Raw genomic sequence first — 25,942 nt, 5'->3', positions numbered from 1 at the left:
CTGTTCAAAAAAGGAAATTTCAGATAAATGGCGAACCATGTCATATTCGGCTGTCACATTGTGCTATAATAGATGTGATTTTAGGGGGATTGATATGATGAAAGAAAAGATTCAAATGTTACTTGACAAATTGAGGCGAACTCCAGGCCTTTTTGGAAATAAGAAAGCTGCAAAAGGTGCGAGCATAACTTACCAGGTTATCTGGAACCTTACTTTGCTTTTTATCATACTGGCTGTCATCGGCGGTGCATTTGCGGGAGGACTCGGAGCCGGTTATTTCGCGTCGCTTGTAAAGGATGAACCTATCAGATCCTATGCCAGCATGAAAAAAGATATTTATGACTATGAAGAAACATCACAGCTATACTTCGCAAATAATGTATATCTCGGAAAGCTCAGAACAGACCTTGAACGCGAAGAAGTTAAGCTTGATGATGTGTCTGAGCACTTAATTAACGCAGTAGTGGCCACTGAAGATGAATATTTCTACGAACATGACGGTGTGGTGCCAAAAGCGATTATGCGCGCACTATTCCAGGAAGTAACAAATTCATCTGTTCAATCCGGCGGAAGTACATTGACTCAGCAGCTGATAAAGAACCAAATCTTAACCAATGAAGTTTCTTTCGAACGGAAAGCAAAAGAGATTCTGCTTGCTTTGCGTCTGGAGAAATTCTTTGATAAAAAAGAGATATTGGAAGCATATCTGAATGTGTCCACCTTTGGAAGAAATGCATCCGGACGGAATATTGCCGGAGTGGAAGCAGCTGCCAAAGGCATTTTTGGGGTGAGTGCAAAAGAATTAACTCTGCCTCAGGCCGCATTCATAGCAGGGCTTCCTCAGAGTCCATTCGGCTACACTCCTTTTACAAGGGAGGGAACGGTCAAAGAGAATCTGGAACCTGGGTTCTCCAGGATGAAAACCGTTCTGAAAAGAATGTATGATGATGGAAAAATTGACCAGAAGCAATACGAAGAAGCTTTGGCTTACGACCTGACAAAGGATTTCACAACAGCTTCTGAGAGCCCATTGGAAAAGTACCCATATTTAACATATGAAATAGAAGAACGCGCAGTAAACATCATGACTAAGATTCTCGCAAAGAATGATGGATATGAAGAGCGGGATTTACAAGAAGATGACGAGCTCCGCGAAGAATACAGGACTCTGGCAGACCGGACAATCCGCCAGAATGGCTTCCGGATTCATACAACAATCAACAAAGATATTTATGATAAAATGCAGCAGGTTAAAGATAAATACCCTTATTACGGGCCTGACAAACCTGAAACGATTAAGGACTCAGAAACCGGTGAAGATAAACAAATCATGGAGCCCGTAGAAGTTGGTGCTATCTTAATTGAAAATAAGACAGGGAAAATCATCAGTTTTGTCGGCGGACGTGATCACAAACGTGAGCAGCTGAACCATGCCACAAGTGCTCTAAGACAAAATGGTTCAACCATGAAGCCGCTCTTAGTGTATGCTCCGGCAATGGAACTTGGTAAAGCCTCACCCGGCACCATTCTGCCTGATGTGCCGCTGCACCTTAATCCGGCAGTAAATAGACCTTGGCCAATGAACTATACGAAAACCTATAGCGGGCTTGTGTCAGCGAGACAAGCACTAAAACATTCGTACAATGTCCCTGCTGTAAAGCTTTATAAGGATATCGTCGGGCAGAGGCCAGCAGCTTACCTGGAGAAAATGGGCTTCACTTCTCTGATCGGCCCTGACTATACAAACTTGTCTACATCCATCGGATCACTGGAATATGGCGTAACAGTAGAAGAAAATACAAACGCCTTTACTACTTTTGCAAATGGCGGAAAATTTATTGACGCCTTTATGATTGAAAAAATTACTGATAAAAACGGGAACGTAATTTTCCAGCATAAGTCCGAGCCTGTTGATGTATTTAGCCCGCAGACAGCGTACCTTACCATTGATATGATGAGAGACGTTATTAACAGCGGAACTGCCACATCGATTAAGAGCAGATTGAAGTTCGGCTCTGACTGGGCGGGGAAAACCGGTACCGGTACCGAATTCATAGATTCCTGGTTTGTCGCTTCCAACCCAAATGTCACTTTCGGCATCTGGTCTGGATATGATACGCCTAAATCATTAAAAGCTCCAGGGCCTCTAAGCTATAGCTTGCGTACCAACTATCTCTGGGCAGATCTGATGAATGCAGCATATGACGTTGCCCCTGACCTTGTGGACCCGAGCGAAAGCTTTAAAATGCCGGGCGGAATCGTAAGACGTTCATTCTGTGCCATTTCCGGCCTGCTTCCATCAGAGGCTTGTTCTAAAGCTGGCCTGGTTGAGACTGATTTATTCAATGCAAAATTTGTTCCTACTAAAGCTGATGACAGCCTTGGCAATGGAAAACTTGTACGAATTGGCGAGAAAAAATATATGGCACTTGACTCAACACCAGCAGAGTTTACTGAACCTGGAATGGTAGTGAATCCGGATTATATTCAAAAACTATTCGGAATTAAAGCAAATCTAAGTACTCTTATTCCGAATAAAGAACGCTGGAAGAGCATACTGACTAGCGCTGACCAGCTCAAAGACAATGGTAAAGCCCCTGCAGCCCCAGGCATAAAAGCTTCGGGTGAAACCATTTCATGGGGCGCGCACTCCGAAAATGATGTAATAGGTTACCGCGTCTATAACGGAGGCAAAAAAGTCGCTACCATAAAAGCCGGCTCCTCTCTTAGCTTTAAGGCTGGAAGCGGCTCGATCCATGTCACAGCCGTTGACATTGCCGGCAGAGAGTCTGCTCCTTCCAATGTAGTGGCAATCGGCAAAAAGCCGGAAGAAGGGAAAACTAAAGAAGAAAAACCTAAGGAAGAAAAACCAAAGCAAGATAAGCCTAAGAAAGAAAAACCGAAAGATCCGCCAGCCGAAGAAAAACCCAAGGAAGAAAAACCATCAGAAGCCGTTGAAGGTGGAGACACATCATCTGAAAATGGTTAAAACGAGAAGCAGAAATTCAGTGACTGGATTTCTGCTTTTCTTTATTTTGTACGTTCAAAGCACAAAAAGGCCGCTGTCTTTAAACAGCGGCCTTCAGCTTTCTTAATCTTCCATTGTAGACAAATCACCTGCTGGCAGATCCAGTTCCCATGCCTTAAGCACACGGCGCATGATTTTTCCGCTTCGTGTTTTTGGAAGCTTGTCGCGGAATTCGATTTCACGCGGAGCAGCATGGGCAGCAAGGCCCTTCTTAACAAATTGGCGGATTTCATCCACTAATTCCTCAGTAGGTTCATATCCGTCCCGTAAAGCAACAAAAGCTTTAATTATTTCTCCGCGGACAGGATCTGGCTTGCCGATAACCCCAGCTTCTGCAACAGCAGGATGTTCTATCAGCTTGCTCTCTACTTCAAATGGTCCTACACGTTCGCCAGAAGTCATGATAACGTCATCTACACGGCCCTGGAACCAGAAGTATCCATCTTCATCCATATAAGCCGAGTCTCCGGAAACATACCAATCACCTGGCATAAAATAAGATTCATATTTTTGCTCGTTATTCCAGATGGCATGCATCATGGAAGGCCAGCCTTTTTTAATCGCAAGGTTGCCCATACGGTTAGGCGGCAGTTCATTGCCCTGATCATCGACTATGGCTGCCTTAACACCCGGAATCGGCTTACCCATAGAACCCGGCTTTATTTCCATGCATGGATAATTGCAGATAAGCTGTGCGCCTGTTTCTGTCATCCACCATGTATCATGGATACGCATGTTAAAGACTTTTGTACCCCATCTGACTACTTCAGGATTTAGCGGTTCACCGACACTGAGGACATGGCGAAGAGAACTTAAATCAAATTTCTTCACAACCTCATCACCTGCTCCCATCAGCATGCGGAAAGCAGTCGGAGCACTGTACCAAACTGTAACGCCATACTCCTCAATCATTTTATACCAGGTTTCCGGATTGAACCTTCCCCCGACCACAAGGTTTGAAGTCCCTGTAAGCCAAGGGCCGAAAATGCCATATGAAGTACCGGTTACCCAGCCTGGATCAGCAGTGCACCAGTATACATCTTCTTCTTTCAAATCCAGCACCCATTTAGCTGTCTGGTAATGCTGAATCATTGCATTATGTACATGCAGAACTCCTTTTGGCTTGCCTGTTGAACCGGAAGTATAATGCAAAATAAGCCCATCATTTCCGTCTACCCATTCAATTGCGAGCTTTCTGCTGGATTCAGCCATTCTTTTATTAAAATCTACATATGGCCCGGATTCTTCGATATTTTCCCCTACAAGGAATACATGCTTTAAAGCAGGCAGCTGGTCAACAGGCACTCGCTCCAAAAGCTCAGGTGTTGTAATCAGGACTTTTGCTTCACTGTCAGCAAGTCTGTCACGGACAGCTCCTTCCATGAAAGCTTCAAATAGAGGCCCTACAATAGCCCCAAGCTTAACAGCCCCCAACACGGAAAAATAGAGTTCAGGAGAACGCGGCATAAAGATAAACACCCGGTCGCCTTTCTCAACATCTCCATATGCTTTTAATGCATTTCCCGCTTTATTGGATAGTTCCTTCATTTCTTTGAACGTATATTTCTCATTTCTCTGTCCATCACGATAATAAAGGGCAACCTTATTTTTCCTGAAAGATTCCGCATGGCGGTCGATGGCCTCATACGCCATATTCATGCGCCCGGTTTCTTTCCAGGAAAATTCTTTTTCTGCATCAGCCCAGTTGAAATTTTCATAAAGTTCATCATAATTCTTTAAATTGAAGTCCCCTTGTGTTACTGGCAGCGCTTCCACTTTCATAAATCGTTCTCCCCCTTATTTAGATTTGATATTATTATAGTATAAACATTATATTTTCTCAATTTTTAAAATTTTGATAGAGTAAAAATACAATTGTGAACAAACTCGAAAATTGTCACAAACTTATTTTAATTACACAGAAAATTATGTGAAAGCGCTTTATCATCCTCGTTTTTATGTATAATAGAGGTACATTGAACATGCTACCGGGTGGTGAATTCATGGAACATAAAAAAACGTATAATGCAAAGGAATTAAAAACAGCCAATGGAAATTTAATCATTGAGGGGCCAATTGCACCTGAAAAATTGGCAGATTATGAGTTTCATAAAGATCTTGTGGCTTTCAGGCCGCCGGCTCAGCAGCATAAAGCACTTGTAGAGATTGCGGGATTGCCTGAGGGCAGAATTATAGTCGCCCGTGACAGACATACCATTGTCGGCTATGTTACTTACTTGTATCCCGATCCTCTTGAACGCTGGTCGGAGGGTAAAATGAATAATTTAATTGAATTGGGTGCGATAGAAGTAATTCCAGCTTTCCGGGGTTCGGGAACAGGCAAGAACCTGCTGAAGGTTTCTATGATGGACGATGCAATGGAGGATTATATTGTTATAACAACTGAATATTATTGGCATTGGGATTTAAAAGGAACTGGCCTGAATGTATGGGAATATCGAAAAATCATGGAAAAGATGATGAATGCCGGCGGTCTTGAATGGTATGCCACAGATGACCCGGAAATCAGTTCTCACCCTGCAAATTGCCTAATGGCCCGCATTGGAAAAAGAGTGGACCAGGATTCTGTTCAGCAATTTGACCGCCTTCGCTTTATGAATCGTTTTATGTATTAAATCTTAATAAAAACAAAATACATAGTTCATGCATGACTATTTATTACGGCATGAATGTTTCTCCATATATTTTATAAGGAGGCATTTAAAGTGATTGTAGAAGAAATTATGAAAACCGATATCACGGCCTTGTCAGAAGAAGACACTATTGCCGATGCCATAAGAATTATGAGCGAAAAAAGAATCCGTCATTTGCCGATAACAGATAAAGATGGCAGATTGCAGGGACTTGTAACAGATAGAGATATTCGTGATGCCACACCTTCTATTTTTCATACAGAACTATTTAAGGAAGATCTGCAAAGGCCGCTGAAAATGATTATGAAGACAGAAATCATTACAGGTCATCCTCTTGATTTTGCTGAAGAAATTGCTGCGGTTTTTTATGAACAGCGCATTGGCTGCCTGCCCATTTTAAACGATAATAAACTGGTTGGGATTGTCACAGAAACAGATTTGCTTCATACATTAGTTCAATTGACGGGAGCTCATCAGCCAGGCTCGCAGATTGAAGTAAAGGTGCCTAACAAGGCGGGCATGCTGTTTGAAATCGCTGAAGTCATCTGCAAAAGGAAAGCAAATATCCAGAGTGTCCTTGTATACCCAGACAAAAAGGATGATAAATTCAAAATACTGGTTATAAGGGTACAGACAATGAACCCCACGCTTGTAGTTGAAGATTTGAAAAAAGCAGGCCATCATGTATTGTGGCCAAATATGCCGGGGATTTCACTATGACACATGATTCAGTATTTGTTTATTCGGAAGACCTGTTGAACTACAAATTCAGCAAAAATCATCCTTTTAATCAGATAAGGCTGAAGCTGACACTCGATTTGCTTAAAAATATCGATGCTATTGATGACTGCCATATTATCCCGCCTCGGCAGGCTGCGGATGAAGAGCTTCACCTGATTCATGATCCTAATTATGTAAATACGGTCAAGCTTGCCGGCCGGGGACAGCTTCCGGAGGATATCGGTGAAAACTATGGGCTCGGAACAGAGGACACACCTATTTTTCCCAATATGCACGAAGCAAGCTCCCTTTTAGTAGGAGGCACTCTGACAGCCGTTGATGCTGTTATGAACGGACGTGCTAAGCACGCACTGCATCTTGGCGGAGGCCTTCACCACGGTTTTCGGGGAAAAGCCTCCGGATTTTGCATTTACAATGATAGCTCAGTAGCCATAAAGTACATGCAGGAGAAGTATAAAGCACGAATACTGTATGTGGATACAGATGCTCATCATGGTGATGGTGTCCAATGGTCATTTTATGATGATCCGGATGTATGCACCTTATCAATTCATGAAACCGGCCGATATCTTTTTCCCGGCACCGGAAATGTTAATGAACGGGGGCAAGGCAAAGGATATGGATTCTCTTTCAATATTCCCGTGGATGCATTTACTGAAGATGATTCCTGGCTTCATGCATACCGCACAGCTTTCCGGGAGATTGCAGAATTTTTCAAGCCTGATGTAATTCTGACCCAAAATGGTGCTGATGCACATTATCTTGACCCTCTTACCCATTTATCATCTACTATAAAGATCTACAGGGAAATTCCGAAACTGGCCCATGAAATTGCCCATGAATACTGTGGCGGTAAATGGATTGCAGTCGGCGGTGGCGGTTATGATATTTGGAGAGTTGTTCCCCGGGCATGGACCATGATTTGGCTTGAAATGACCGAAAACTCTAATTGTTACGGCAATATACCGGAACAATGGATAAACAAGTGGAAAGAACACGCACCCGTTCCTCTTCCAACTGAATGGGATGATCCGGCTGATTTATATAAGCCAATTCCCCGTAAAAGTGAAATAACTGAAAAAAATGCCCGTACGGTGGACAAGGTGCTTTATCCCATTCGGCACAAGACAATGACAGAGTCTTTCTAGGAAAATATTTGCCAGATACATTTCTTCATATGCAAATAAACAGGTCCGGCATTTGCCAGACCTGTTTATTTGTTATTCTCTTCATTAAATTTCGGATCTGAAATAATGATTTCAACACGTCTGTTTTTCTCCCAATTCTCCGGTCCGGAATTAGGAACGATAGGACGGGTTTCTCCATAGCCGACAGCCATAAATCGGTGGATGTCAAGTTTATGTCCTTCTGTTAAATATCTGATTACTGTACTCGCCCTGGCAGCAGATAACTCCCAATTGGATGGATACCTGTATGTAGTAATAGGCCGGTCATCAGTATGTCCCTCCACCTTAACCGGGTTGGGCATGTTTGCCAACAAGGTTCCTACTTTATCAAGGAAAGGGTATGAGCTGTCTATCAGACTGGCATCTCCGGATTCGAATAAAACCTGTTCCTGCAGAACGAGAACGACACCACGCTCTGTCCTGTTTGCCACTATGACTTTTTCTAATCCATTCTCATCAAGAAACGACTGAATTTCCACCTGGAGCTTATCAAGTGAATCTGATTGCCCGCTGTCTTCCTCCTTTTCCGTTTTTTCTTCCATTTCTCCCTGATTCTCCGCCGGAACGATGGACGGCTGGAAATCAAGAACCTGTCTGTCCCGGAAGGAGTCAGATATCGCCTGAAATTTCATTAAATCAATCTGTGACATTGAAAATAGCAGGATAAAGAAAACCAATATTAATGTGACGAGATCCGAGAAAGTCACCATCCAGCTTGGGGCACCTTTGGGAGGCTCAGGAGATCTTCGCCTACGCCTCATGATCCAGCGCCTCCCCTGCGTTTACTGCCCTCTCAAGCTCTCTCCGCTCCTTAGAGGATAAAAAAGCGCTCAGCTTCTCCTCCAGAATTTTTAGATTTTGCCCGGATTGAACACCGATGACCCCTTCAATAATAATCTCCTTCAGAAATACTTCCTTCTCTGTCTTTAAAGCCAGCTTTGCTGCCATCGGGAGAAACACAAGATTAGCGAGCAGCGAGCCATATAATGTAGTTAAGAGGGCAATGGCCATGTTGGGCCCTAGAGTGGAGGGATCATTTAAGTTTTTCAGCATCAGAACCAGACCGATCAGGGTTCCGATCATTCCCCATGCCGGTGCATACTCACCCGCTCTTTCAAAAATGCTCCTGCCCTTCCTGTGCCTCTCTTCCATCGCCATTATTTCAGCATTCATTATGTCCGTAATCACATCTGGCTCTATACCGTCCACCGCCAGATAAATGCCTTTGCGAATGAAAGAATCTTCGACTTTCTCGACTTCAGCCTCAAGCGACAAAAGCCCTTCACGCCGTGCACGATCAGAGAGTTTGACAAAAATGCCAATCAGCTCTCCTACGCTTTGTTCTTCACTAGTAAAAACCTGCTTAAAAACGGCAGCCATATGCCTGATATCTTTTAAAGGAAAACTAACAAGCAGCCCGGCTATTAATCCGCCTAAAACAATAAGGATAGAAGAAGGATCAACAAATGATAAAAACCCATCTGTTCCTCCATTCCACATAATCCCAAAAATAAGCATAGCCAGGCCCACCATTAACCCTGCAGGTGTTAACATATCGAACTTTCTCATACTCTCTCTCCCTGATCCACTGCATTATCTAAACGTTTTAGTATAAAAATTGACAGAAAGAAACGCCTTTATGATTAAGGCGTTTTACTTTCTACTTATATCGGCAGATATCTTATTTTGTTGAGCTTCGTTCTTCAATTCGATGAGGGAGTACAACAATTTGCTCGTCGACTGATTCTTTATTCATAAGTTTTGTAAGCAATCTCATAGCAACTGCACCTATATCATACAATGGCTGTACAACTGATGTCAGCTGAGGACGGACCATTAAAGTCAATCTCGTATTGTCTGAACTGATGATCTCAAAGTCTTTCGGGACATCATAGCCTTTATCCTCGGCCCCATGGACGATTCCCAAAGCCATCTCATCAGACCCTGCAAAAATAGCAGTTGGGCGAGGATCAGCCTCAAGCAGTTTTTCAAAGGCTTCTATGCCTGAATCGTACGTATAATCTCCTTCAACCACCAATTCATCGCGGAACGATACTTCAGCTTCTTCCAGCGCACGCTTATAGCCTGCAAGCTTCTTATCCTGATTAATCGGCTCGCGGAGGGGTCCTACCACAAGAGCTACATCTTTATGGCCTTTTTCAATAAATGACTTTGTGACATCAAATGCTGCCTGTTCATAATTAATATTGACTGATGGAATTTTACCTGTTTCTTCAATAGAGCCGGCAAGTACGATTGGAACTGGAGACTTTTCAAACTCCTCAACAAGCTCGGACGTAATGTTGCCGCCCATAAAGACTATTCCATCCACCTGTTTCCCGAGCATAGTATTAAGCAAGTGCAGCTCCTTTTCGATATTCTGATCGGAGTTGCTGAGAATGATATTGTATTTATACATTGTCGCAATATCTTCTATACCCCTTGCCAACTCTGCAAAAAAGGTGCTTGAAATATCTGGAATAATCACACCGACTGTAGTCGTTTTTTTGCTTGCCAGCCCTCTCGCAACTGCGTTGGGGCGGTATCCAAGCCGGTCAATTACTTCCATTACCTTTTTTCTGGTTGCGGGTTTAACATTCGGGTTGCCATTTACTACACGAGAAACCGTTGCCATTGATACATTCGCTTCTCTTGCCACATCATATATTGTTACATTCATTACTGACACTCCTTCTTTAATTAGCGATCACATTTATTACTTTATATTTTACAGCAACACGACATAACCTACTCATTTTTTATCCTATTTTGTGAGTAGTTACACATGAACAATTATGTATCTAATCATACGACAGTCCAGGAATTGCCGCAATGTCAAGGCTTATATTTCTGAAAAAAACTTAATATTTCACTTTACAAGCGAAAAAGAGCCCTCTGCTATTAGCAGAAGGCTCTCCATATTTTGAATAGTTCCTTTGTGCTGAATCAGAATACGTGAACAGCTCTCATCGACTGGATTAGAACCACTCCTGACAGATCTGCTCCAGCGAACGGCTCTTATCAGCCGGATTATAGCCACTCCCGAAGGATCTGCTCTCGCGAACGGCTCTTCTTCCCAAGGTCACACTCTCAACAATGCTGAAGATTGAAGTTCGGACATAAAATGGTCAAATTGATTTAAGTCCATCTGCTGTGCCGAATCTGAAAGGGCAACAGCCGGGTCAGGATGAACTTCAGCCATTACGCCATCTGCACCGATTGCCAAGGCTGCTTTTGCTGCCGGAAGGAGCAAGTCTCTGCGGCCTGTTGAGTGTGTAACGTCAACAAGTACAGGCAAATGTGTTTCCTGCTTAAGGATTGGAACTGCAGAAATATCAAGTGTATTTCGTGTTGCCCGCTCATAGGTGCGGATTCCGCGCTCACATAGGATGATCTGTCCGTTCCCCTGGGACATGATGTATTCCGCAGCATTAATGAATTCTTCAATTGTAGCTGCAATTCCACGCTTTAATAGAACTGGCTTATTTACAGCACCCGCAGCTTTTAATAGCTCGAAGTTTTGCATGTTTCTTGCACCGATTTGAATAACATCAATATAATCTACGGCTGTTTCAATATCATTAGGGCTTACAATTTCAGAAATAACGGCCAGATCATATTCATCTGCCACTCTTTTTAAAATTTTCAGGCCTTCAAGGCCAAGACCCTGGAAATCATATGGCGATGTTCTTGGCTTATATGCTCCTCCGCGAAGAAGCTTAAGCCCTTTTGCTTTTACAGCTTCTGCAACAGTTGCTACCTGCTCATACGATTCAACTGCACATGGGCCAAAAACAAGATGAGGATTGCCATCTCCTACTTTTTCACCTTTTAAGTCCACAATTGTGTTTTCAGGCTTCTTTTTGCGTGAAACAAGAAGTGCTTTTCTATGATCATCTTTTTGAAGTTCAAGACCTGCTTTAAAAATTTCCTTGAACATATGCTCAATTGTTGAATTTTCAAAAGGACCGTCATTATGCTCTTTTATCAAATCCAGCATTTTGCGTTCCCGGACAGGATCATAACGATAAACCCCTTGTGTTTCCTTTACTCTGCCGATTTCTTGAACAAGTTCTGCTCTTTCGTTGATTAAAGATAAAAGCTGAAGATTCAGCTCATCCACTCGATTACGAAGTTTATCTAGCTCATTATTGCTCATTTCCTGTCCCTTCCTTTCGATTCTGAGATTTAGCCGTGATGGTTTCAGGATTTATGTTCAGGATGCATACACCGTTAAACATTTCCATCTTTCTCTTTTACGGCCTCTTGATATGTGATACATTTTTTATAATTAGGGTTATTATATATGAATTATTCAGACATGTCACGAAAAATTTCTTTATTAATTAAACGCTTTTAAGTAATAAAGCGATTTTAAGGCTAAATTAAGCATTTCTATGACAATTAAAAAGAAGGTGTATTGCTTTGGATGGACAAAAAAAGCTGTTTGCACTGGATATAGGCACTCGCACGGTGGTCGGAATTATTCTGGAAGAAGACGGCGGCCAATACCATGTGAAAGACATCGTGATTAGGGAACATGCAGAGAGGGCCATGCTCGACGGCCAGATTCATGATGTTCCGGCTGTTTCAAAGATTATAGCAGAAATCAGGGATGAACTTGAAGTGAAACATGGCCCATTAAAAAAAGTTTGTGTAGCAGCGGCAGGCAGGGCTTTAAAAACGGAAAGATCTGAAATATCGGTCAGCATTAAAGGCAAACCGATGATGCAAAAACAGGATATTCTTCACCTTGAATTAAGTGCTGTTCAGCAGGCACAGGCAATCGCTGCAGAAAAGCAGGCAGCTGAAAAAAGCTTTTATTACTATTGTGTTGGATATTCGGTTTTATACTATCGTCTTGATGGTGAAGAAATCGGCAGCCTGATTGATCAGCAAGGGGATGAAGCATCAGTTGAAATCATTGCTACCTTCCTGCCCAAGGTTGTAGTGGAGTCGCTCATCTCAGCTCTTCAAAGGGCTGGCCTGGAAATGGAAGCCTTAACACTGGAGCCAATTGCAGCTATTAATGTCCTTATCCCTCCTTCAATGAGAAGGCTTAATGTGGCGCTTGTTGATATCGGTGCCGGAACATCTGATATTGCCATAACAGATTTGGGCACAGTTACTGCATTTGGAATGGTTCCTGTAGCAGGCGACGAAATCACCGAAGCCATCAGTGACCAGCTTCTTCTGGATTTCCCTCTAGCCGAAAAGGCAAAAAGAGACTTGCATCAATCCAATACGATTACTGTCACAGATATTCTAGGCTTCCAATCAGAAATCAGTAAAGAAGAAACAATTGAAAAAATTTCTCCAGCGCTTGAACGCTTGACAAATTCCATCTGCGGCGAAATATTGCGGCTTAATAACAGGCCGCCAAAAGCTGTCATGCTGGCAGGCGGCGGGAGCTTAACACCTGGACTCCCTGAAAGAATAGCAAACAGACTGGGGCTTCCCGCAAATAGAGTTGCCATTAGGGGAATTGATGCAATCAGCGGACTAAATTTACCGGATTATACAAATCAAGGCCCTGAATTAGTCACTCCAATAGGAATCGCAATTGCCGCTAAAAAAGCTCCAGTCCAGTATTGCACTGTTTACGTCAACGAACAGCCTGTCCGGCTGTTTGAGGTTAAAGACCTGACAGTCGGGGATGGTCTGCTGGCAGCAGGAATAAAAATGAATAAGCTTTATGGGAAGCCCGGGCTTGCCATGATTATCAATTTAAATGGGCAAAACATTACAATCCCGGGAAGCCATGGAGAAGCCCCAGTCATCACACGCAACAGCTTTCCAAGCGCTTTGGATGAAGAAATCAAATCTGGGGATATCTTAACAGTTTCAAAAGGGCGTGACGGATTGCCTGCTGAAGTTTGCATAAAGGATTTAATTGACGAAGTTCCTGAAAAATCAATCACTATTAACGGAAAGCAATACACAATTCATCCTGCTCTTACCTGTAATGAAAAAGCCGCCACGCTTGAGCAGATTCTTGCTGATCGGGATAAAATAGAGTGCAGGGTTCCCGAAACAGCTGAAGACATCTTAAAATATTTAAATCTGGATAATCTATTAAACGAACTAAAGCCTTTTCGAATCAGCATTAACAAGAAAGATACTTTTCTCCCGCGCCATTCCGGAAAGCTATTTAAAAACGGGCTTGAGGTGAATTGTCACAGCATAGTCGATGATGGTGACAGTCTTCAAATTGAAAAAGGAAGCACTCTGACTGTAAAGGAATTAGCACGTATTAAGCAGCTGGCACTTCAGGAAAGCATTCCGGTCATTTTTAACGGCAAGAAAATAGAGCTGTCCAGAGGAATACTCGAATTCCAGAGAGAAGGAATTGTCCTCAACGAAGATGATGTGATATCTGCTGGTGATGCCATTGCAATCCTGGAAAAGCCAAGAACTCCCTTTATTTTTCAGGATATATTCAGCCATGTTAATATTGATATGCCTGCTTCCTCTTCGGGCGGCTTTATACTTTTGAAAAATGGAGAAAAAACTTCTTTTCATGAACCAGTAGCGCCTGGCGACAACCTCAAAATTGTTTGGCCAGCCATAACTAATAAACCGTCAACTCTAAAATATAGCTAAAAATTAAAAACCCATCCGATTGGATGGGTTTTATTTGTTTTCCTCAATAACTCTCAAAAGGGAGTCATATGTAACTTTCCAATGCGATGCATGCCATACAACATCTCCTTTATTAAACAGAATTGCCTGAGGAGATTCATGTTTAATATGAAACGTTTCTGCAATGTGATTGGATAAAGGGCGATCTTCCTGAACAACTAAGTAATAAGCATTTACATCTTTATGCTCTTTTACAAAGCTTTCATATTCTTCATACGCCGCTCCGCTCACGGGGCATGTGGAACTATGCTTTAAAACCAGCAGCTGCCCGCCTGATTTCACCTCTTGATCAAATGCTTCATGACTTTCAAATTTTTTCATTTTTATTTCCTCCAATCCAAGCCAGGCAATGCCTTGCTCTTTTAAAATCGCCTTTTTCAAAGATTGCTATTTTAGGGTTAAGAATTCTGCCCGCTGATATCTGTTCCAGGCACACAGCGAACCCGCGGGGCGAGTGCCTGAAGGGCTTGTCCTGCGTATTCTTACACTTCCCGCTCCTCCCGCAGATTTTGAAATGTTTCGTCGAATAGCACCGCACGAAGAAAGTCCGTTTTCGAGGATCAAGTGCCCACAGGGAAGATCAGTTCAGCAAGTTAAACACTTTGAAAAAGCAGCAAACAGCTTAAGAAATTAAATAACGGTGAAGTAATCGTACCACTTCACCGTTGTTTAAACAAATAAAATTAATTATACTTTTGCTCGGTTTCGTCAAAAGCTTTTTTCGTTTCTTCCAGCTTCATTTGGATTTCCGCATCATTTACTGGCGCGTTTCCTTCAGTCTGAAATGCTTCGTTATTGATGGCTTCTCCCTCTTCTTCGGCTGTGCCATTTGCAGAAGCTTGTCCATTTTCTTTTAAGCTCTTCACTTTATTTACAAGCTGATTGGATTGCTTGGTCACTGTTTGAGTTAATACATTTGTTTTCTCTTTCGCTGCATTAGCCAGTTCAGTTCCTTTTGTCATTGCTGTTTCACGATACTGTCCTGATTTTTCTTTTAAGATAGCCGCTTTTTCGCTTAAATCACTCTGAAGTTCTTTCCCTGATTTTGGAGCCAGGAACAAAGCGGTAGCTGCGCCAACCATGCCTCCTATAAGAGCACCAATCATAAAATCTTTCGTATTGATATTTTCCTCTGTTTTCACCTGGTTTGAATCAAATTGAGTACGTTCTTGAGTATTCATTCTCTTTTTTCCTCCTCTTATTCTAGTATCTTGCTCTCTCTCTCTGGCGTTCGGGCGGAAGCATTTGTTTCTCGCCTACATTGTACTGATAGGGGTCTTCTTTTCTCATTTTCCACTTATCCTTGATTTCAAGAAGAACATTGCTCCACTGAACTACCTGTGAGATTTTATCTTTATTCTGTTCAAGCTGTGTATTGACAGAAGATGTGATTTTCTGAATGGATCCATTGAATTTGCGGACAGAGTCACCAACTTCTTTTACCGCTGTTACGACACTGTTCAGATTCTCAGACTTCTGCTGAATATCTGTTGCCAGTGAATTAGTTTTATGCAGCAGGACTGTTGTTTCCTTCGTGACACCATCTAATTGCCTTTCAAGACCTGCCAATGTGTGTGATACGTTATCTAATGTCCCTTGTAAGGATTTTAATGTTTTTGCCAAATAAATGACCAAAACCAGGAATGCAATCGCAATGACTGCTACACTTAAGTATAAAATTATTTCCAATTCCTACACCTCCGGTTGTCTGTATAATAACTTTTTACCCAGATGCACTGCCTCTAAACCAGGAGTACATTAATAGATTCCACTTGTAATGTCCAAATTCCTTCTCATACGGTTATTTTCATCTGTTAAAGTAAATATTAGCATAATTGGAAAAGATTAAACAAAATCATTTATTTCGGGTACAATAATAGTTGTCGGAAAAATAAATTTAATGGAGGAATTTATCCATGAAAGATCCCCGTATTGAAAAACTCGCGAAAAATTTGATTAACTATTCAGTCCGTCTTCAGAAAGGCGAGAAAATTCTTATTGAAAATTTTGGTCTGCAGAAAGAACTAGTGACGGCACTGGTGAAGGAAGCATACGCTGCTGGAGGATATCCATTTGTATCTTTAAAAGATCATCAGGTGGATCGTTCCCTGCTATTAGGAGCACAAGAAGAGCAATTCAATATGATGGCTGAATTTGAAGCAAATGTTATGAGCAAAATGGATGCATACATAGGACTTCGTTCCGGGGACAACATCAACGAACAGGCTGATGTGCCGGATGATAAAATGAAAATCCATGGATCGACAATCGGGCAAAAAGTACATAGAGAAATCCGTGTGCCAAAAACGAAGTGGGTGGTTCTCCGCTATCCTAATGCTTCCATGGCCCAATTGGCAAAAATGAGCACAGAGGCATTTGAAGATTTCTATTTTGATGTCTGCAATTTGGATTACGGTAAAATGGACAAAGCGATGGACAGCCTTGTGGAATTAATGAATAAAACAGATAAAGTCCGAATCACTGGTCCTGGTACAGATCTGTCCTTCTCGATTAAGGATATACCGGCGATCAAATGCTCCGGCCAGATGAATATCCCTGATGGAGAGGTCTATACAGCCCCTGTCCGTGAGTCTGTTAACGGCATTATCACCTATAACACACCATCCCCATACCATGGTTTTAACTTTGAAAATGTAAAACTGACATTTAAAGACGGAAAAATCGTGGAAGCGGAAGCAAATGACAGCGAACGCCTTAATAAAATCTTTGATACAGATGAAGGTGCGCGCTATATTGGTGAATTCGCCATTGGAGTTAACCCTTATATTCTACATCCGATGCAGGATATCCTGTTCGATGAGAAAATCGATGGAAGCTTCCACTTTACTCCGGGACAATGCTATGACGAAGCGTATAATGGCAATAAATCCAATATCCACTGGGATATGGTCAATATCCAGCGTCCTGACTACGGCGGGGGTGAGATCTACTTTGACGATGTTTTAATCCGTAAAGACGGGCGGTTCGTTATTGCTGAATTGGAACCGTTAAATCCTGAGAACTTAAAATAAACTCTATGAAAAAAAGGATGCTTCCTGAGCGGAGCATCCTTTTTTATATATTATAATTGGTTTTCGTATGCCTGCTGGAATTTTTGGATATCCCCGGCACCCATAAACATAATTACGCTTTCCTCATGATTCCTTAGGACAGCAGTTTCTTCTTCGTTTAAAATTTGTGCATTCGGAATTTTTTCCTTTAAGTCATTAATCGTGAGTTTTCCATGGTTTTCACGAGCAGAGCCAAAAATTTCACAAAGATAAACTTTGTCAGCCAAATTTAAGCTTGATGCAAAATCTTCAAGAAAGGCCTGAGTTCTCGTAAAGGTATGCGGCTGGAAAACCGCGACAACTTCTTTATCGGGATACTTTTGTCTGGCAGCTTCTACAGTTGCCTTAATTTCTGTCGGATGGTGTGCATAGTCATCAATAATTACCTGAGAGCCCACTTTCTTCTCGGAAAATCTTCTTTTCACCCCTTCAAAGGAAAGAAGCTGTTCCTGAACAATCTTCGCATCGATCTCTTCATAGTGACATAAAGCGATGACAGCTAAAGAGTTCAAAACGTTATGATCTCCATAGGCGGCAATTGAGAACGTCTCATAGAAGGTATTGCGGACAAAAACGTCAAATGTTGTCCCTTCAGTCGTCTTTACCACATTGCGTGCCTGGAAATCATTTTCATCCCCAAAACCGTAAAATACGACAGGCACTTTAGCCTGGATTTTTTGCAGCTGCTCGTCATCACCGCATGCAAAAATGCCCTTGTTCACTTGCCAAGACATTTCCTGAAAAGCAGAGAAAACATCTTCAACATTGGCAAAGTAGTCAGGGTGGTCAAAATCTATATTCGTCATAATTGCATAATCCGGGTAATAAGAAAGGAAGTGTCTTCTATATTCGCAAGCTTCGAAAACAAAATACTCAGCCTTTTCGTCCCCTTTGCCCGTACCGTCTCCAATTAGGAATGAAGTTGGTTTTGCACCTCTCATAACATGTGCAAGCAAGCCTGTAGTCGATGTTTTTCCATGTGCTCCTGTCACTGCGATACTTGTAAAATTCTTCATAAAGTCACCTAAAAAGCGGTGATAGCGCACTACAGGCAAGCCAAGCTTCATTGCTTCCTCAATTTCTTCATGCGTGTCCGGATATGCATTCCCGGCAATTACCGTCATGCCCGGCTGTATATTTTCCTTTTGAAAGGGAAGGATCTTTATTCCGGATTTTTCAAGTGCAACCTGCGTAAAAAAGTGTTTCTCAAAATCGGAGCCTTGAACCTGATAGTTCATATCATGCAGAACTTGTGCCAATGCACTCATTCCGGACCCCTTTATACCTACGAAATGGTAAATAGTCATATAAAGAACCTCCAACCATCGTATATCTGTAAAACAGTATATGACATATATCTAGTTTTGCGCATATCCCCTGTGAGGACATACTTCCGTGACTGTGCTGCTATGCTATTCTGCTGTAAATTATTTTACTTGCGCTTTAATGTATTGAATCATTATATCATTAATCAATTTTAAAAACTATGTAACGTATTGCCAGCTGTTTATTCTTTGAATATAAAATATAAGACATTAGATTTCAGGAAGACTCTCTATTCTCGCACCGGAGCTGTTAAGCACTGCGGCAAGGATGCAATCTCAGAATTGAGCCTTCCATTTCTAATGGGAAGTATCGCTCAGTTATTCAACCTTCTCAAGGCGGGGGTTAGGGCGGTAACGTCGTCCTGCCTTGGCTGCATGTTTGCCGTCTATCATCACATTATCCCCTGTAAACCCAGTGTTGATCTTCAACAGGCTGCTTCCGACACCGTAGGTATCTACCGGAACACCTTTTTCTTCAAATTCTCTGATTCGTGATTCGGTGAAACCTCCGCTCACCACAATCTTGACATGGCCGAAGCCTTCGTCATTAAGTGCTTTTCTTAAAGCAAAAATAAGTTCAGCATTGACTCCGCGCGGGTCAAAAGTCCCCAGGAGATGCTGATTTCTTAAGAAATATTGATCTATCATTGTTCGGGATGTGTCAACCCTTACACCGATAAGTTCATCGCCAAAAGCCCTTGCGACTTTCAGGGAATCCGTAATGGCATCATTATTGTAATCTACCAGCGCAACTAAATCGTCTTCAGGAAACGTCTCCTGATAAGCTTCAGTAGCCGCAACGATATCTCCTTTAAACATTTGAATCAGTGCGTGCGGCATTGTTCCCATGCCCTTTTTGCCCCACCATTCGTTCATGGCATGGGTTGCCTGGGCTGTTGCACCCCCAATATAGGCAGCATATCCATCACCTGCCTGGGTGGTGAAATGATCATCACGGTCCCCCATGAAGATGACCTGTTTTTGAACACCGGAAACTCCTGCTGCCTTTACCACATTATAAACATTTGTGGCAACAGAAGTTCTTCTGGCCAATATGCCGTCAATGATTCCCTCGAGATAGCCAAAATCCTGATATCTTCCTGTTATGGTCATTACTGTTTCAAAGGGTGAAATCTTGTCTCCATCTTTTAAAGAATGGATTTCCAAATCATCCGGCCGGTCCGCAAATGTTTTTAATAGCGCAATTACCTCATCTGTACCGCATAGAACGGCATGATTCTTTTGAAAGAACTGCATGGTTACAATTTTATCTGCGTGATATTTCTTAACAATTTCTCTAGTCTTTAGGAAGTAAACCGCTGAAAACCAGCCATCCCTTACTCGTTCATCAAATTTAAAGGTCTGGTTTGTCAGACGCTTTATTTCTCCCTTAACCTTCATTTCAATTTCCTTCATCCCAAGCTCCTTACAAACATGAAAGAAAGCAGATTTGCCTGCAGACTTGGCGCAGCAAGGAGCAGGCCTATATGCCGGCTGGGGGCCAGCTTGAATGCTTTCTTCGTTATCTTAGTAGTTATTTATATTATTTTAAACATGCAAGTAAAGAATACCATGGATTAATTTAATGTACTAGTGTCTTGTATGGATTCAAGATCAGCAGCAGTAATAAGGACATCCCTTGGTTTGCTTCCTCTATTTTCTGAAATAAACCCTTGCTTTTCCATCATATCAATCAGCCTGGCTGCCCTATTATAGCCTATTTTAAATCTTCTTTGCAGACTTGAAGTGGAAGCGGATCCCTGATCAACAACAAACTCGCATGCTTCAAAAAACAGTTCATCCTCTTCTTCAATGGCTTGGGCTTTTTTCAGAAGTTCTTCCTGCTCAAATAAATAATCAGGTTCTTGCTCCCTGCGTACATGAGCTACGACATCATCAATTTCTTTGTCAGAAACAAATGTCCCCTGAAGTCTGAGCGGCTTTGAGGACCCATTTTCAAGGAAAAGCATATCGCCGCGGCCAAGCAGTTTTTCGGCTCCGCTTATATCGATAATTGTTCTGGAATCAATTTGGGATGACACGGAGAATGCAATTCTTGTTGGGACGTTTGCCTTTATTAAGCCGGTAATAACATCTACCGAAGGACGCTGGGTTGCAATAATCAAATGCATTCCGCAGGCACGGGCTTTCTGTGCAATCCGGCAGATTGCTTCTTCCACATCAGCCGGCGACATCATCATAAGGTCTGCGAGCTCATCGATCACAATGACCATAAATGGAAGCTTCTCTGAATATTGCTGATGCTCTTCTGCCAGCTCATTAAAACGGTTTATATCCCGCACACCGGCATGGGCGAATAATTCATATCTTCGCTCCATTTCCTCTACAGCCCATTTCAAAGCAGCTGTTGCTGCTTTGACATCGGTAATAACCGGGCTTACCAAATGAGGGATTCGATTATATGGCGCAAGCTCGACCATCTTCGGGTCAATCAGAAGAAGCTTCAATTCTTCCGGACTCGCCTTATACAAAAGGCTTATCAGGATCGTGTTGATGCAGACGCTCTTTCCTGATCCCGTTGCACCGGCAATTAAACCGTGCGGCATTTTTCTTAAATCCGTGACAATCGGCTTGCCTGAGATATCCAGCCCAAGCACAGCTGTTAATGGGGAGCTGCCATTCTGGAACTCAGGTGTGTTTATGATCTCACTGATAAATACCGGACGGCTGCTCTGGTTTGGAACCTCAATGCCGATTGTATGCTTTCCTGGTATTGGTGCCTCAATCCTAATATCCCTGGCTGCCAGACTAAGCTTTATATCATCCGAGAGGTTCGTGATTTTATTCACCTTGACCCCGGGTTCAGGCTGCACTTCAAATCTTGTAACCGAAGGTCCTTGCGTAACATTTACAACCCTGGCCCTGACATTGAAATTCTGCAGGGTGGAGTTTAAAATCTGTTCCTGTTCGTAAAGCCAATCAGAAGTTTCATTCATGATTACCGGCGGCGTTAGTAATGTCTGGGAAGGAAATTGATAATAGGAAATGTCATCCTCCTCACGATATAACTGCTGTTCCTCTATTTTGTCCGATTCTGGTAAAGGTGAATAATCTTCAATCCTTTCAGCTGAAGCAGCAGACTGCTGAATGCTTTCAGATGGAAACATCGCGATATTATTTTTTTTTTCATCTGCCGGTTTTGTTATTTTCTCTTGCTGGTTCAATTTTTTTCTGTCATTGTTCAGCATAATGACATTGAATGGGATTGACCCTCTGGAAGATGGCTTTTCTTCATGTACAATCTTTTCCTGCTCCGAATCAGTTACCTCTTCATTCTCTGATTCTATGTTTATATCCTGATTTAATTGATTGTTATCCGTGACAGTTAGAGCCTCTTGCTCAGATAGAGCATGCGGTCCCAAGTCATCCTGTCCTGGGATTTCTTCTGTTTCTTCTTCTGTTTCCTCTTCATAAAGAGCCTCTTCAATCATGTTTGCAAGTGACCTGCTGATTTCTGATTTCCCCTCTTGATCCATGCTCTCTTCCTGGTTTAAAGGCTCATTGCCGGCTGGCTTGGCAGCATCATTATGACTGAAAGGCTCCAGCTCATCCTGTCCTGCTGCATTTACTTCCTCTTCATAACGATCTGATTCAGAGTTTTCCTCCGGAAATTCAAACATTAATTCAGAGGCTTCACCAATTTTATATTTTTTTACTGCTGTTTCCTCTGATTCAAGTGCAGCTGCCTGACCCCGGAACTCTTCTTGCTTATCAGAAATGACAGTATCTCTATCTTTAAGGGGTTCTTTTTCCCTCGTTTTCGTCCGTTTAACAGGAGCCTGCTGAATTTTACGCATAACCTCATCATATGTAATTTCCCTGCGGCTGCTTTCCTGTTCCCCGTTATCTGGCTGATCTTTTTGAGTGTTTGAACCGGGTCTCTTAAATCCGTATATCGGGGATGGAATTTCTGTTGGCTGGAAAGGCCTTTTCTTATTGGCCGCCTCTCTTTCGTTGCGTGTCATTATCTTTTCTTCACTCGCAGGTGATGGGGCAGGATTTCTCTTCCGCTCCCTTTCTGCAGAACGGGACACCCTTTTTTCATGGAAAGGAGAATCCTCTGATTTTTTCTGCCGCTCTGTTTCTCTTCCCCTTGGCTCCCGTTTTTCAGGTGTTTCTTTAACTGTCTGTCTGAGGCTATGATCCTGCTTTTTCTGCCTGTTATTTTCCCGGGCTGCTTCGCTGTCAGGTATGACCGGAAAACGAAATTGGCCTTTTGGGTATTGATAGACTACTTTAGCATCTACATCTCTTGAACTTTCTTTTGTGCTTTGAGAAGGAGGAGGCTGTTTCTCATCGTTTCTCTCATCTGTGTATTCTTCAAATTCCTCATATTCTTCTTCATTATCTTTAAACATATGAAAAAGCTTCTTAATCCAGCTCATATATATCAACTCTTTCCATCAAAAACTTATTAGACTATCTCTATTATTTTAGCAGTTATTCACAGATTTTGAATAAGAAATCCGAGAATGAGTCCTTTTAAAGGCAGAATGGGTAAATTTACAAACAAACACTAGGTACAGACATACTTTCGGCTTAGGCCAGGTTTATGATTTATTTGTACAGGCATCTGACTTTTTTCACAGTACTATTTTTCTTTTAATAGAAATAATGATTAATAGATAATTCGAAAATAATATTACTCTCCTGGGGGTTTAATTCTTTTTTTCAGGATGAGTCTGCGCGTTTAACAAAAAAAGGACCACATCGCTGTGACCCTAAAGTGCTATTGCTTTTTATTCTTACCCAAAATAAATATTGGTTCAAACTCTCCATTTTCGTATAAGAATGAAAGGGAAGTGATCGGCACTCTGCCGCTCGCAAAGAAACTCATAGTCATCTGGGCGAGAACATCATAGCCTGTTTCATTTTTAATATCAGCAATGATCAATACATCCTGATGCGGAACTGCTACTGCCATAGTTCCTTCTGTTTTTCGGCTCATTTCTTTGATGAACGAATCATTCAGTATCCGGCTCGCATCGTATCCATCATTTTTATTTAAGAAATAGAAAGTATTGCCTGCTACAGTATCCGATTTCAGATCTGTCGTGAGAGATCTGACATTAAATAGTGCCGTTTCCCTAATTCTTTCAGGATCCCATCCTTCTTTTTCCATTAGCTGGGCATCTATAAGACGATACGTTTTACCTAGATCAAGGGCATAGTATATGCGAGTCTCAGCAGTGTGTTCATCTGTTAAGAAAGGAACGCCATCTTGTGACTCGCCAGGAAAAGAGGTGGATCGGATGACCGGAAATATGTTTTTTTCATGCCCGGATAAATGGGCATCCTCCACCATAGCTTCTAATCCTTCCTCCACATAGTAAACAACCTCATCAATTGCTTTCTCCTTTTGCTCCTGCCATTTAGCAATGATGCCCGGAAGAGTGATGGTGATCCCTTTACCGGTGTCCTTATTTTCAATTCTGAGCTGATCCTTTTCCCTGTCAAAAGAAAATACCCGATTCTCTTTTGCTAAACGCTGCTCCAATTCATTTTTCATCTTTCTGCTATCCATTTTCATATATAAGTCCCTCCTTATGGGGATCCATTTCAGATTCATTTTACACTAATAAACCCTCCTGCTTCAAAAGAGATACAGGAGGGTCTAAAAGGAAAGCTCCTCACCTAACCCCGGCAAGTATAAGCCTAGCCCTCCAAGAAAGTGATTTTTCCTTCTGGAAGGTGATTGTCTCAACCAGACAAGCTTGTAACCTCGAGGGCAGGCACTGGAGTCTAAATGTAAACAGGTTTAGTTTTCCAGAGTTTGAATAAAGTTCTCGATTTCTTCCTGTGTTTTGCGGTCTTTGCTGACGAAGCGGCCAAGTTCATTGCCATCTTTGTATCCAACAAAGCTCGGGATGCCAAAAATATCAAGTTCAATGCAAAGATCAATGAATTGATCGGGGTCTACATAAACGAAAGTATAATCACTATATTTTGCTTCGATTTCAGGCAATACCGGTTCAATCACCAGGCAATCAGGACACCAGTCTGCTGAAAACATGAAAATGTGTTTCCCGCTGCTGCGCATCTCGTTAAATTGTTCTGCTGATTCCAATTTTTTCATTTTCTTTCGCCCCCTGTGCTGATTTGCATGTCTCCATATTGGATCCAGCCTTTTTTCCTCATATATTCAGATAATATCAGGCTGATGAGAGCGGGTCCAATAATATGCAAGACAATAACCTTCATCCAAACGTCAGTACCGAAGCCCATCGTGGTAAAAGTCATAATCTGGCCAACAAGCCCGCTAGTTCCCATCCCTGCCCCTGCAGCATTGTTTTCCATTAGCCATAAGGTCGTGCCAAATGGTGCGAGGATCGCTCCTGCGATTGTAGGCGGAATAAGAATGCGCGGGTTTCTGATAATATTAGGCACCTGCAGCATGGATGTTCCAATTCCAATCGCAATTAATCCGCCCATTTTATTTTCCCTGTAGCTGCTTACAGCGAAGCCGACCATTTGAGCTGCACAGCCAATCGTAGCAGCTCCAGCTGCAACTCCATGCAAATCAAGCATCATCGCAATGGCAGCTGAAGAAATAGGAGCCGTCAAAGCAAGCCCCATTAAAACCGCCACAATGATGCCCATGAGGATTGGCCTTTGCTCAGTTCCCCACATGATCAGGCTGCCAAAGCTTTTCATTCCAAAATCAATTCCCGGTCCAATAAGTGTTGATACGACATAACCCGCACCAATGGTTACAAGCGGAGTTACAATAATATCCACTTTTGTTTCCTTACTGACTAATTTTCCTAGTTCTGTGGAAATAAGGGCCGCAGCGAAACTCCCTGCCGGTCCACCAAGAGCAGCACCTGCAGCACCGCTTGCGATGGCTGAAAATACAACCAGCGGAGGAGCATTCAATCCGTATGCAACTGCCACTCCAATAGCAGGCCCCATCAGCCCCATAGCGAGAATACCCATATCCTGTAAATATTTTATATCAGTCTGTTCGCCGATTGTCTTGATGATCAGCCCGATGATCAGCGAAGCAAACAACCCTAGCGCCATGCTGCTCAGCGCATCTATAAAATAAACTTTAGCTGAAAGGGTAACCCCTTTTCTATTCAGAAATTCTCTCATTTTTTTCCCCCTATGTAAAAGTTGTGCAATTATAAGATAACATATGTAAAGACACTTGTAATATAAAATTCCTGTATTCTTATTGTTCTTTTAATAGGGGTTTTCTATTATATAAATAAAAAATCATCTGATAAAAAGACAAAACAAAAACGAAGGACATCGTCCTTCGCTTTAGTTA

20 protein-coding genes are annotated in these 25,942 nt (G+C 42.2%); 6 read left to right on the top strand and 14 right to left on the bottom strand.

Going from position 1 to position 25,942, the window contains the following annotated elements:
* Positions 1-94: 94 nt before the first annotated feature.
* Complete coding sequence (locus tag NSQ49_RS17160) at positions 95-2,989, top strand: transglycosylase domain-containing protein (protein WP_159870931.1); 2,895 nt, start codon at positions 95-97, stop codon at positions 2,987-2,989.
* A gap of 102 nt (positions 2,990-3,091) precedes the next feature.
* Here NSQ49_RS17160 and acsA read toward each other — a convergent pair whose 3' ends face one another.
* Positions 3,092-4,810, bottom strand: a complete 1,719-nt coding sequence (gene acsA, locus NSQ49_RS17155) for an acetate--CoA ligase (RefSeq protein WP_159870928.1) — start codon at positions 4,808-4,810, stop codon at positions 3,092-3,094.
* Positions 4,811-5,031: 221 nt separating this feature from the next.
* On the opposite strand from acsA, the gene NSQ49_RS17150 reads away from it, so the two are divergent.
* The 3 genes from NSQ49_RS17150 to NSQ49_RS17140 all read left to right on the top strand — a co-directional run bounded on the left by NSQ49_RS17150 (position 5,032) and on the right by NSQ49_RS17140 (position 7,571).
* On the top strand, positions 5,032-5,664 hold the full coding sequence (locus NSQ49_RS17150) for a GNAT family N-acetyltransferase (RefSeq protein ID WP_159870925.1): 633 nt from the start codon (positions 5,032-5,034) through the stop codon (positions 5,662-5,664).
* 90 nt (positions 5,665-5,754) lie between these two features.
* Positions 5,755-6,402, top strand: coding sequence for an acetoin utilization AcuB family protein (locus NSQ49_RS17145; RefSeq protein ID WP_159870922.1), 648 nt, complete (start codon positions 5,755-5,757; stop codon positions 6,400-6,402).
* Positions 6,399-7,571, top strand: a complete 1,173-nt coding sequence (locus NSQ49_RS17140; protein ID WP_251283918.1) for an acetoin utilization protein AcuC — start codon at positions 6,399-6,401, stop codon at positions 7,569-7,571. The genes NSQ49_RS17145 and NSQ49_RS17140 overlap by 4 nt, the downstream gene beginning before the upstream one ends.
* Before the next feature lie 65 nt (positions 7,572-7,636).
* Here the strand turns inward: NSQ49_RS17140 and motS are convergent, their stop codons facing one another.
* The 4 genes from motS to NSQ49_RS17120 form a co-directional block, all read right to left on the bottom strand.
* Complete coding sequence (gene motS / locus NSQ49_RS17135) at positions 7,637-8,371, bottom strand: flagellar motor protein MotS (RefSeq protein ID WP_159870916.1); 735 nt, start codon at positions 8,369-8,371, stop codon at positions 7,637-7,639.
* The gene (gene motP / locus NSQ49_RS17130) at positions 8,361-9,179 is read right to left on the bottom strand and encodes a flagellar motor protein MotP (RefSeq protein ID WP_251283917.1); all 819 of its coding nucleotides are present in this window, start codon (positions 9,177-9,179) and stop codon (positions 8,361-8,363) included. The genes motS and motP overlap by 11 nt, the downstream gene beginning before the upstream one ends.
* Positions 9,180-9,291: 112 nt before the next feature.
* Entirely contained in the window at positions 9,292-10,290 is a 999-nt protein-coding gene (gene ccpA / locus NSQ49_RS17125) for a catabolite control protein A (RefSeq protein WP_159870910.1), read from the bottom strand.
* Between the two features lie 402 nt (positions 10,291-10,692).
* Positions 10,693-11,769 (bottom strand): bifunctional 3-deoxy-7-phosphoheptulonate synthase/chorismate mutase, encoded by a 1,077-nt coding sequence (locus NSQ49_RS17120; protein WP_251283916.1) that lies wholly within the window; start codon positions 11,767-11,769, stop codon positions 10,693-10,695.
* 266 nt (positions 11,770-12,035) lie between these two features.
* Between NSQ49_RS17120 and pilM the strand changes: the two genes are divergently transcribed.
* Positions 12,036-14,213 (top strand): cell division protein FtsA, encoded by a 2,178-nt coding sequence (pilM, locus tag NSQ49_RS17115; protein WP_251283915.1) that lies wholly within the window; start codon positions 12,036-12,038, stop codon positions 14,211-14,213.
* Between the two features lie 30 nt (positions 14,214-14,243).
* Here the strand turns inward: pilM and ytxJ are convergent, their stop codons facing one another.
* The 3 genes from ytxJ to NSQ49_RS17100 all read right to left on the bottom strand — a co-directional run bounded on the left by ytxJ (position 14,244) and on the right by NSQ49_RS17100 (position 15,941).
* Positions 14,244-14,573, bottom strand: a complete 330-nt coding sequence (gene ytxJ / locus NSQ49_RS17110; RefSeq protein WP_159870901.1) for a bacillithiol system redox-active protein YtxJ — start codon at positions 14,571-14,573, stop codon at positions 14,244-14,246.
* Positions 14,574-14,935: 362 nt separating this feature from the next.
* Positions 14,936-15,433, bottom strand: a complete 498-nt coding sequence (locus NSQ49_RS17105) for a YtxH domain-containing protein (protein WP_251283914.1) — start codon at positions 15,431-15,433, stop codon at positions 14,936-14,938.
* A gap of 22 nt (positions 15,434-15,455) precedes the next feature.
* Positions 15,456-15,941: a DUF948 domain-containing protein gene (locus NSQ49_RS17100; RefSeq protein ID WP_035330351.1), complete on the bottom strand. Its 486-nt coding sequence runs from the start codon at positions 15,939-15,941 to the stop codon at positions 15,456-15,458.
* 227 nt (positions 15,942-16,168) lie between these two features.
* Between NSQ49_RS17100 and NSQ49_RS17095 the strand changes: the two genes are divergently transcribed.
* The gene (locus tag NSQ49_RS17095) at positions 16,169-17,284 is read left to right on the top strand and encodes an aminopeptidase (protein WP_251283913.1); all 1,116 of its coding nucleotides are present in this window, start codon (positions 16,169-16,171) and stop codon (positions 17,282-17,284) included.
* 50 nt (positions 17,285-17,334) lie between these two features.
* Here NSQ49_RS17095 and murC read toward each other — a convergent pair whose 3' ends face one another.
* From murC to NSQ49_RS17065, 6 genes are all read right to left on the bottom strand, one after another.
* Positions 17,335-18,630 (bottom strand): UDP-N-acetylmuramate--L-alanine ligase, encoded by a 1,296-nt coding sequence (murC, locus tag NSQ49_RS17090; RefSeq protein ID WP_251283912.1) that lies wholly within the window; start codon positions 18,628-18,630, stop codon positions 17,335-17,337.
* A 336-nt stretch (positions 18,631-18,966) separates the two neighbouring features.
* Entirely contained in the window at positions 18,967-20,064 is a 1,098-nt protein-coding gene (locus NSQ49_RS17085) for a nicotinate phosphoribosyltransferase (RefSeq protein ID WP_159870889.1), read from the bottom strand.
* Positions 20,065-20,225: 161 nt separating this feature from the next.
* On the bottom strand, positions 20,226-23,054 hold the full coding sequence (locus tag NSQ49_RS17080; RefSeq protein ID WP_251283911.1) for a DNA translocase FtsK: 2,829 nt from the start codon (positions 23,052-23,054) through the stop codon (positions 20,226-20,228).
* A gap of 344 nt (positions 23,055-23,398) precedes the next feature.
* Positions 23,399-24,199 carry a DUF1444 domain-containing protein gene (locus NSQ49_RS17075; RefSeq protein ID WP_159870883.1) on the bottom strand — a complete coding sequence of 267 codons (801 nt, stop codon included), beginning with the start codon at positions 24,197-24,199 and terminating at the stop codon, positions 23,399-23,401.
* 228 nt (positions 24,200-24,427) lie between these two features.
* The gene (locus NSQ49_RS17070) at positions 24,428-24,745 is read right to left on the bottom strand and encodes a thioredoxin family protein (RefSeq protein ID WP_251283910.1); all 318 of its coding nucleotides are present in this window, start codon (positions 24,743-24,745) and stop codon (positions 24,428-24,430) included.
* Positions 24,742-25,764 carry a PTS transporter subunit IIC gene (locus NSQ49_RS17065; RefSeq protein ID WP_251283909.1) on the bottom strand — a complete coding sequence of 341 codons (1,023 nt, stop codon included), beginning with the start codon at positions 25,762-25,764 and terminating at the stop codon, positions 24,742-24,744. The genes NSQ49_RS17070 and NSQ49_RS17065 overlap by 4 nt, the downstream gene beginning before the upstream one ends.
* Positions 25,765-25,942: the final 178 nt, after the last annotated feature.

The sequence above is a fragment of the Cytobacillus sp. FSL R5-0377 genome (assembly GCF_038004385.1).
In the GTDB taxonomy this organism is placed as follows: Bacteria; Bacillota; Bacilli; order Bacillales; family Cytobacillaceae; genus Cytobacillus.
The sequence above is the reverse complement of the archived record's forward strand: the minus strand, read 5'-3'. Positions and strand labels throughout refer to the sequence as shown.

Coding starts and splice junctions, on each gene's coding strand:
- NSQ49_RS17160 (WP_159870931.1), top strand. CDS start 95: ATGATGAAAGAAAAGATTCAAATGTTACTTGACAAATTGAGGCGAACT.
- acsA (WP_159870928.1), bottom strand. CDS start 4,810: ATGAAAGTGGAAGCGCTGCCAGTAACACAAGGGGACTTCAATTTAAAG.
- NSQ49_RS17150 (WP_159870925.1), top strand. CDS start 5,032: ATGGAACATAAAAAAACGTATAATGCAAAGGAATTAAAAACAGCCAAT.
- NSQ49_RS17140 (WP_251283918.1), top strand. CDS start 6,399: ATGACACATGATTCAGTATTTGTTTATTCGGAAGACCTGTTGAACTAC.
- motS (WP_159870916.1), bottom strand. CDS start 8,371: ATGAGGCGTAGGCGAAGATCTCCTGAGCCTCCCAAAGGTGCCCCAAGC.
- motP (WP_251283917.1), bottom strand. CDS start 9,179: ATGAGAAAGTTCGATATGTTAACACCTGCAGGGTTAATGGTGGGCCTG.
- ccpA (WP_159870910.1), bottom strand. CDS start 10,290: ATGAATGTAACAATATATGATGTGGCAAGAGAAGCGAATGTATCAATG.
- NSQ49_RS17120 (WP_251283916.1), bottom strand. CDS start 11,769: ATGAGCAATAATGAGCTAGATAAACTTCGTAATCGAGTGGATGAGCTG.
- ytxJ (WP_159870901.1), bottom strand. CDS start 14,573: ATGAAAAAATTTGAAAGTCATGAAGCATTTGATCAAGAGGTGAAATCA.
- NSQ49_RS17105 (WP_251283914.1), bottom strand. CDS start 15,433: ATGAATACTCAAGAACGTACTCAATTTGATTCAAACCAGGTGAAAACA.
- NSQ49_RS17095 (WP_251283913.1), top strand. CDS start 16,169: ATGAAAGATCCCCGTATTGAAAAACTCGCGAAAAATTTGATTAACTAT.
- murC (WP_251283912.1), bottom strand. CDS start 18,630: ATGACTATTTACCATTTCGTAGGTATAAAGGGGTCCGGAATGAGTGCA.
- NSQ49_RS17085 (WP_159870889.1), bottom strand. CDS start 20,064: ATGAAGGAAATTGAAATGAAGGTTAAGGGAGAAATAAAGCGTCTGACA.
- NSQ49_RS17080 (WP_251283911.1), bottom strand. CDS start 23,054: ATGAGCTGGATTAAGAAGCTTTTTCATATGTTTAAAGATAATGAAGAA.
- NSQ49_RS17075 (WP_159870883.1), bottom strand. CDS start 24,199: ATGAAAATGGATAGCAGAAAGATGAAAAATGAATTGGAGCAGCGTTTA.
- NSQ49_RS17070 (WP_251283910.1), bottom strand. CDS start 24,745: ATGAAAAAATTGGAATCAGCAGAACAATTTAACGAGATGCGCAGCAGC.
- NSQ49_RS17065 (WP_251283909.1), bottom strand. CDS start 25,764: ATGAGAGAATTTCTGAATAGAAAAGGGGTTACCCTTTCAGCTAAAGTT.